The sequence below is a fragment of the Streptomyces sp. WAC06614 genome (assembly GCF_003949795.1).
Taxonomy (GTDB): Bacteria; Actinomycetota; Actinomycetes; order Streptomycetales; family Streptomycetaceae; genus Streptomyces.
The window spans coordinates 1-7,758 of the sequence record NZ_RPRY01000317.1 but is presented as its reverse complement, the minus strand read 5'-3'; the positions used below and the strand labels follow the sequence as shown (position 1 = coordinate 7,758).

General features: G+C 73.1%; 7 protein-coding genes. 3 read left to right on the top strand and 4 right to left on the bottom strand.

Going from position 1 to position 7,758, the window contains the following annotated elements:
• Positions 1 to 2: 2 nt before the first annotated feature.
• On the bottom strand, positions 3 to 1,634 hold the full coding sequence (locus EF918_RS29180) for an APC family permease (RefSeq protein ID WP_260610791.1): 1,632 nt from the start codon (positions 1,632 to 1,634) through the stop codon (positions 3 to 5).
• A 135-nt stretch (positions 1,635 to 1,769) separates the two neighbouring features.
• On the opposite strand from EF918_RS29180, the gene EF918_RS29175 reads away from it, so the two are divergent.
• Positions 1,770 to 2,396 (top strand): TetR/AcrR family transcriptional regulator, encoded by a 627-nt coding sequence (locus EF918_RS29175; protein WP_125651929.1) that lies wholly within the window; start codon positions 1,770 to 1,772, stop codon positions 2,394 to 2,396.
• Between the two features lie 146 nt (positions 2,397 to 2,542).
• On the top strand, positions 2,543 to 5,167 hold the full coding sequence (locus tag EF918_RS29170) for an amino acid permease (protein WP_260610790.1): 2,625 nt from the start codon (positions 2,543 to 2,545) through the stop codon (positions 5,165 to 5,167).
• Between the two features lie 37 nt (positions 5,168 to 5,204).
• Here EF918_RS29170 and EF918_RS29165 read toward each other — a convergent pair whose 3' ends face one another.
• From EF918_RS29165 to EF918_RS29155, 3 genes are all read right to left on the bottom strand, one after another.
• Entirely contained in the window at positions 5,205 to 5,384 is a 180-nt protein-coding gene (locus EF918_RS29165; protein WP_125651928.1) for a hypothetical protein, read from the bottom strand.
• Positions 5,381 to 5,647: a GlsB/YeaQ/YmgE family stress response membrane protein gene (locus EF918_RS29160; protein ID WP_125651927.1), complete on the bottom strand. Its 267-nt coding sequence runs from the start codon at positions 5,645 to 5,647 to the stop codon at positions 5,381 to 5,383. The genes EF918_RS29165 and EF918_RS29160 overlap by 4 nt, the downstream gene beginning before the upstream one ends.
• Positions 5,648 to 5,755: 108 nt before the next feature.
• Positions 5,756 to 6,472: a TetR/AcrR family transcriptional regulator gene (locus EF918_RS29155; RefSeq protein WP_260610788.1), complete on the bottom strand. Its 717-nt coding sequence runs from the start codon at positions 6,470 to 6,472 to the stop codon at positions 5,756 to 5,758.
• A gap of 126 nt (positions 6,473 to 6,598) precedes the next feature.
• Between EF918_RS29155 and EF918_RS29150 the strand changes: the two genes are divergently transcribed.
• Positions 6,599 to 7,758, top strand: a 1,160-nt coding sequence (locus tag EF918_RS29150) for a CocE/NonD family hydrolase (RefSeq protein WP_260610787.1), incomplete at its 3' end; no start/stop codon positions are given.

Sequence of the window (7,758 nt, the reverse complement as noted above, 5' to 3'; positions counted from 1 at the left end):
CGTCAGGGCAGGTCGGGTGCGGCGACCGGACCCGGGGCCGGGGCCGGGGCCGGGGCCGGAGCAGGTGAAGCCGTTGCCGGAGCCGAAGCCGGGGCGGCCGTCGCCTGGTCCGCGGCCGACGTCGTCGCGGCCGAAGCCTCGGCCGGTTCGCGCAGGCGGTCCTGCGGTCGCTCGACCAGGAGGTAGAGCACCCCGCTGCCGAGCACCGCCGCGGTGCCCAGCAGGGCGGCCCACACCTGGTACCAGGGGGCGCCGGGCGGCGCGAGGACCGCACGCGGCCAACAGACGTTGACCACCTCGAACGCGGTCCACAGGACGGCCAGGGCGTTGAGCACCGTGCCGGTGCGGCCCAGCCGGATGTGCGACGAGGGCACCCACGTACCGCGCAGCCGGGCGATCAGCGCGGCGAGGGACACGAGGAAGAACGGCAGGTACGTCGCCGCCGTGCCGAAGGCGATCAGTGCGCCGATGGCGGTGGCGTTCAGGCCCAGCGCGAGCGCGCTCGCGCTGACGAGGGTCGAGGCGACCAGTCCGCCCAGCGGCGCCTGACGGCCGTTCACCTTGCGGATCTGCCGGGAGAACGGGAACACCCCGTCCCGGGCGAGGGAGAACAGGCCCCGCGCGGATCCGCCCTGGGAGGCCACCGCACAGGCCAGGAAGCCCACCAGGACCACGACCACGAACGGCTTGTCCGACCAGCCGCCGAAGGCGTGCACCACGGCGGTGGTGACCGGGTCGAGGTCCTTGCCCGCGACGACGTCCTCCGGCCGCGGGTGGGCCAGCGCCACCGCCATGGCGTTGAGGATGACGACCGTCCCGACGCTGAGCAGTGCCCACCACATGGCGCGCGGCACCTGCCGGCCGGCGTCCTTGGTCTCCTCGGCGGTCGACACGCACGCGTCGAAGCCGATGAACGCCCAGCCCGCCACCGCCACCGCGGCGAGGAAGCCCAGCAGCGTGGAGCCGCCGGACAGGGACTCCGCCCCCAGCGTCCGCGTGAACAGCGCGAAGCCGTGCTCGCGGAAGAACAGCAGCAGGGCGAGGCCGACCAGGACCGAGGCGATCGCCTCGGCGGCGATGCCCAGCGAGACGAAGCGGCGCAGGATGGTGATCCCGTACGCGTTGACGAGCAGCCCGGCCAGCAGGATGCCGGCCGCCACCGCGACGAGCCCGCCGGGGGTCGGGGTGGCGCCGAAGAGCGCGTACACCCACGGCGCGGCCAGGTACGCGACCGTGGTGTTGCCGAACATCACGGCGAACTGCCACACCCAGCCGCCCAGCCAGCCGAACGCGGGCCCGAGGAGCCGGCGGCCCCACTGGTACGGGCCGCCGGCCAGCGGCCACTGCGCGGCCAGCTCGGCGTAGACGCCCACCACCAGGCACTGTCCGACGAGCACCAGCGGCAGGGCCCACACCCACATCGGGCCCGCGACGGTGGTGCCCACCATCGACACGGCGTAGAGGGCGACGACCGGGGACACCACGGCGAAGCCCATCGAGATGTTCCCGAGGACGCCCAGGCTGCGGCGCAGCTCCTGGCTGTACCCGAGGTCCCGCAGCCGGGACGCGTCCGGGTCCTCCGTCACTTCGGCCGTGCCGCCGGCCGGGGGCCCGTCCATGGCCTTGCTGTGCATGCCACCTCCATCGGAGAGCTCAGAAATCTAACCGCGTTAGGTAAACGAGGTGGCTGGAATGTAGCGGCAGTCCTGAGCCGTTGTGAAGCGTTCCTGACAGGTAACCTTCGAGGTCCGAGCCCGAAGGAGTCCCGCATGCCCCGGCCGAGCCAGTCCCTGCTGAGCCGCGCGATCATCGCCCGTGCGGCGCTGGACCTGCTCGACGAACAGGGTGTCGAGGCCCTCAAGATGCGGACGATCGCCGACCGGCTCGGGGTCAAGGGCGCATCGCTCTACCACCACGTCACGTCGAAGGACGACCTGCTCGACGCGGTCGCGGACCTGATCAACGACGAGATCGACCTGGCGCCCCTGGCCGACCCCGGCGGCCCGGCCGGCATCGCGGCGTACGCCCACGGCTACCGCCGCGTGTACCTGCGCTACCCGCACATGATCCCGCTGGTCGCCCGGCACCGTGTCTCCTCGCCCAAGGCCCTGCGCGGGTACGACGCCCTGCTCGCGGCCCTCGTCGGTACCGGATGCACGCCCGCGGTGGCCGCCGAGGTGGCGGCGGCGATCGACAACCTCGTCCTCGGCTCCGCGCTGGAGACCTTCACCGCCGGCTTCGACCGCGCCCCGGCCGACTACGCGGGCGAGTTCCCGGCCCTGGCCTGCGCCCTCGCCGCGGCCGCCGAGACCCCCGGCACCCTGGCCGATCTGGACTCCCGGGGCTTCGACCTGGGCCTGCGCCTGATCCTCGCCGGGCTGCCCGCGGGCGGCTGAGCCGTTCCTCCGTGTCGCCGCCCTCCGTGCGGCGTGCGGCATGTCGGACCGGGCAGTCCCCCTCCGCTGAGGAAAGATGCCCTGTCAGGACGTGACGGACGAACCGGGGAGTCGGTGATTCGGGTTTGGCACCGTCCAATGGATCCGTGAAGGCGCCCGCGCCGATCGTCGTGGGCCCCGGCGCCGGCGAGAAGGGGCTGAAGGCCGGCGCCCTGAACCTGGCCTCCTCCGTGGCCCTGGGCGTGGCCTCCACCGCCCCGGCGTACAGTCTGGCGGCCACGCTCGGCCTCATCGTGTCGGGGGTGGGGCTCCAGACGCCCGTCGTCACCCTGCTCGCCTTCGTGCCGATGCTGCTGATCGCCTACGCCTACCGCGAGCTGAACGCCAACAACGCCGACTGCGGCACCACCTTCACCTGGGCGACCAGGGCCTTCGGCCCGCGCGTCGGGTGGATGGGCGGCTGGGGCATCATCGTCGCCGACGTCATCGTCATGACGAACCTCGCGGAGATCGCCGGTGTGTACACGTACCGGCTGTTCGGCTTCGAGTCGCTCGCGGACGACAGGTTCTGGACGACCTTCGCGGGCGTCGCCTGGATCGCGGTGATGACGGCCGTCTCCTACGTCGGCATCGAGATCTCCGCCGCCGTGCAGCGCGCGCTGCTGACCATCGAGGTGTTCGTCCTCTTCCTCTTCGCCGTCACCGCCATGGTGCGGGTCTACACCGACCCCCCGGACACCGCCATCCGGGTCTCGGCCTCCTGGTTCAACCCGCTGCTCGTCCCCTCCACGGAGGCGCTCACCGCCGGGATCCTCGCCGCCGTCTTCATCTACTGGGGGTGGGACACCGCCGTCTCGGTCAACGAGGAGACCGTCGACAGCAGCCACATCCCCGGCCGCGCCGCCGTCCTGTCGACCGTCCTGCTGCTGGTCATCTACGTCTCGGTCGCCACCGCGGCGCAGGCCTTCGCCGGCGTCGGCACCGAAGGCATCGGACTGGCCAACCTCGACCACGCCGACAACGTGTTCTCCGACCTGGGCCATGCGGTCTTCGGCGAGCACGGCGCCGGCTCGCTGCTCACCGCGCTGCTGATCCTCATGGTGCTCACCTCCGCGGCGGCCTCCACCCAGACCACCATCCTGCCGCTGGCCCGGACCGTCTTCTCCATGGCCGCCCACAAGGCCGTCCCCGCCCGCTTCGCCCGGGTCCACAGCAAGTACCTCACCCCGACCTGGTCGACGGCGGGCATGGGCCTGGTCTCCATCGCCTTCTACGTCCTGCTGGCCGCCATCAGCCGCGACGTCCTGGCCGACTCCATCGGGTCGGTCGGCCTCGCCATCGCCTTCTACTACGGCCTGACCGGCTTCGCCTGCGTCTGGTACTACCGCAAGCTCCTCACCCGCAGCGTCAAGGACTTCGTGACCAAGGGCGTGCTGCCGGGCCTGGGCGGCCTGATGATGCTCCTGGTGTTCTGCTACGCCGCCTTCCACGTCTACGCCGACCCCGCCTACGGCTCCACCTCCGTCGACCTGCCCCTGATCGGGCAGACCGGCGGGGTGAGCGTGCTCGGCATCGGCGCGCTGCTGGTCGGCGTCGTCCTGATGCTGGTCGTGACCCGCGAGCACACCGCCGCGCTCAAGCTCCAGCGCAGCCTGCTGCCCAGGACCCTCGCACCGCAGGCGGCCGTGGAGGCCGCGAGCCGCTACGTGCCGGCCGACAGCCGGTCCGGGGTGGGCGGCGACTGGTTCGACGTCGTCCCGCTGTCGGGCACCCGCGTCGGCCTGGTGGTGGGCAACGTGGTCGGCCACGGACTCCACGCGGCCGCCGCCATGGGACTCCTGCGCACGAGCATGCGCGTCCTCGCCCGGATGGACCTGCCCCCGGACGAACTGCTCTCGCTCCTCGACGACGTGGCCGTGCAGACGTCCACGCAGTGGGCCGGCAAGCTCGACGGCGACCGCCCGGCCTCCGCCGACGGCGAGGGCATCCGGGTGACCTGCCTGTACGCGGTCTACGACCCGGTGTCGGGGCGGTGCAGCATGGCACGGGCCGGCGGCTGGCCCCCCGCGGTGGTCGCCCCGGACACCGGGGAGGTCTCCTTCCCCGAACTCCCGCAGGGCCCGCCGCTGGGCCTGGGCGGGCAGACGTTCCAGGGCATCGAGTTCCCGCTCGCTCCCGGCAGTCTCGTCGCCCTGTTCACCGACGGGCTGATGCGGGCCGTCGACCGGGACACCGACGTGGCCCTCGGCCTGCTCGCCGAGGCCCTCGCCCCGCACCGACTGCCCCTGGAACGGCTCTGCGACCGGGCCCTGGCCCGCCTGCTGCCCGGCCCCGTGGACGACGACGCGGCCCTGCTCCTGGTCCGTACCCGGCTGCTCGACCCCCACCACGTGGCGGACTGGGAGCTGGAGGCGGACCCGTCCGTGGTCGGCACCGCCCGGGCCGCCGTCACCCGGCAGTTGGAGGTGTGGGGGCTCGACGAGCTCGTGTTCGTCACCGAACTGATCGTCAGCGAACTGGTCACCAACGCCGTCCGCTACGCCGCCGACGGCCCCGTCCACGTCCGTCTGATCCGCGACGAGCACCTGATCTGCGAGGTCTCCGACACCGGCCACACCTCGCCGCACCTGCGCCACGCCGCCACCGACGAGGAGGGCGGCCGGGGCCTGTTCATCATTGCCCAGATGACCCACCGGTGGGGCACCCGCTACACCGCCGCCGGCAAGACCATCTGGACCGAACAGGTGGTGCCCTCGGCGGAGGACCTCTGACGACGGGGCCGCGGGCGGCGGGGCTCGCCCCGCCGCCCTAGAGCGCGGCGCGGAGCATCCGCCGCAGGGCCTTGCGCATGGCCCACGCCGTCATGCGCACGCCCCACGCGGCCGCGAGCAGGGCGGCGCGGCGCGCGACGGCGCGGGGCCCCCAGCGTGCGAGGCCCCGCCGCCGCCCGAGCCGCATGCGCCGACGGCGCCGCACCCGGGAGCTCACGCGTGTCTCCGGCCGGCGAACAGGCGGTAGAGGGCCAGCAGGATCAGGGAGCCGATGATGGCGGCGATCCATGTGGAGAGCTCGAAGAAGCCGTCCACCGAGTCGACGCCGAAGATGACCTTGCCGAGCCATCCCCCGAGAAGGGCTCCGGCAATACCGATCAATATGGTGATGATGATGCCCCCGGGATCCCGGCCCGGCATCAGGACCTTCGCGATGATTCCCGCGAGGAGCCCCAGCAGGATCCAACCCAGAATGCCCATCAGGTACCTCTCCTCCACGTACGGACTGTCTGCTGATGCGTCTGCGCAGACTTGTCGCTTTCAAACGTGAGGTCGGGTCCGGACACGACCCGCCGGCCCGCGCCGGCCTCAGCCGGTGTCGAGGCCGTCGACCAGGCGGCCCAGGAACCGGGCGAAGGTGGCGTCAGGGGTGGCCGGGCGTGGCGGCGCGGCCAGGGCCTCGGCGAGTTCCGGGTGGTGGCCGTCGGCCGCGACGGCGGCGAGGTAGCGGGCCGTGGCCGCGGCCGCCGCGGGGGAGCGGGAGACGGCGGCCTGGGCGCTCTCGTGGGCGACGTACCCGGCCACGAAGGCCGTGAGCTGCGCGAAGACCTCCATCTTCGCCGCGCCGTCCAGTCCGGTCGGCCGTAGGACGGCCAGCGCGTGTTCCAGGAAGGCCAGCGTGTGGGGGCCGGGGACGCGGCGGGTGGTCAGGGCTGCGGGCAGCCACGGGTGGCGCAGCATGTGGGCGCGCTGCTGGTGGGCCACGGCCTTCAAGTCCGCCCGCCAGTCGCCGCTGGGCGGCTGCGGCACGGTCAGTTCGGCGCTGACGTGGTCGACCATCAGCTCCAGCAGGGTCTCCTTGTCGGGGGCGTAGCTGTAGAGCGACATGACGCCCGCTCCGACCTCGGCGGCGACCCGCCGCATGGTGACCGCGTCGAGGCCTTCGGTGTCCGCCAGCATCACGGCCGCCGCGGTGATCTCCTCCCGGCTGAAGGAGGGCCTACGGCCCCTGCGGGGGGTGGTGGGACGCAGCCAGAGCCGTTCCGGGTCGAAGCCCGCGGCGTCGGACGTTCCGTCACTGGGCACGCTCTCGTACTCCTTCGCCCTGGTCGTGGGTGTGTCGGCGACGCCGGGCCGATGACCGGCCGGTTGCCGAGGACATCCAAACATCCCCTATTCTCGTACAGCGTACGGAATAACTGGAGGGGAACGATGTCGTCACGTAGACCACCGCTGTCCGCGCGGATCATGAGGGCCGGCTGGAGGCACCTGCCGGCGAAGCGGTACGAGGCCGGGTACGAGCCGGGCCTGGCAGTACCGGCCGCCGACGGCAACCCGCTGATCACGGACCACTACTTCCCGCGCGCGCAGGGCGCGTTCCCGACCCTCCTGGTCCGTTCCCCCTACGGCCGGGGCCTGCCGTGGTCGGCGCAGTACGGCCTGCTCCTCGCCGAACAGGGCTTCCACGTGGTCCTGCAGAGCTGCCGCGGCACCGGCGGTTCGGGCGGGGCCTTCCACCTGTGGCGCAACGAGGCCGCCGACGGCCGGGCCACCGTGGCCTGGCTGCGCGAACAACCCTGGTTCGACGGCCGGCTCGGGACCGTCGGCCCCAGCTACCTCGGCTACGTCCAGTGGGCCCTCGCCCTCGACCCGCCGCCCGAGCTGAAGGCGATGGTGGTGCAGGTCGGCCTGCACGACCCCCACGCGCTCTTCCACGCGGGCGGCGCACTCCACCTGGAGACCGCCCTCGCCGTCGGCGTGGGCATGACCTACCAGCACCGCGGCGCGGCACCCTTCGTCCGGGCGACGCTCCGCCTCCAGCGCCGGGTGCGCGAGGTCACCCGGGCGGAGCCGCTGCGCGGGGCGCACCGGACCGCCTTCGGGGGGGACGTCCCCTGGCTGGACGACATCATGACCCGCCCGGACGGCCAGGACCCCTACTGGAGCGGCGCCTCGGTCGCGCACGCCGCGGACCGCCTCCAGGTCCCCACCGCCCTGATCGGCGGATGGCACGACGTGCTGCTCGGCCAGACCTTGGAGCAGTACGAGCGGCTGCGCCGCACCGGCTGCGCGACCTCCCTGCTCATCGGCCCCTGGACCCACACCTCCGCCCTGCAGCAAGGGTGGCGGGAAGTGTTCACGGACGGCCTCGCCTGGCTGCGCGCCCACCTCTGCGACGACCCCTCCGGCCTGCGGTCCACCGGGGTGCGGGTGCACGTCGGCGGCGAGGACGGCTGGCGGGACCTCGACGCCTGGCCGCCGGCCGCGGCGGTCACCCCGTGGTACCCCCTCGCGGACGGCGGCCTGATCCGGCAGGCCCCCGCGGACGCCACCCCGCCGGTGGCGACCTTCCGCTACGACCCGGCCGACCC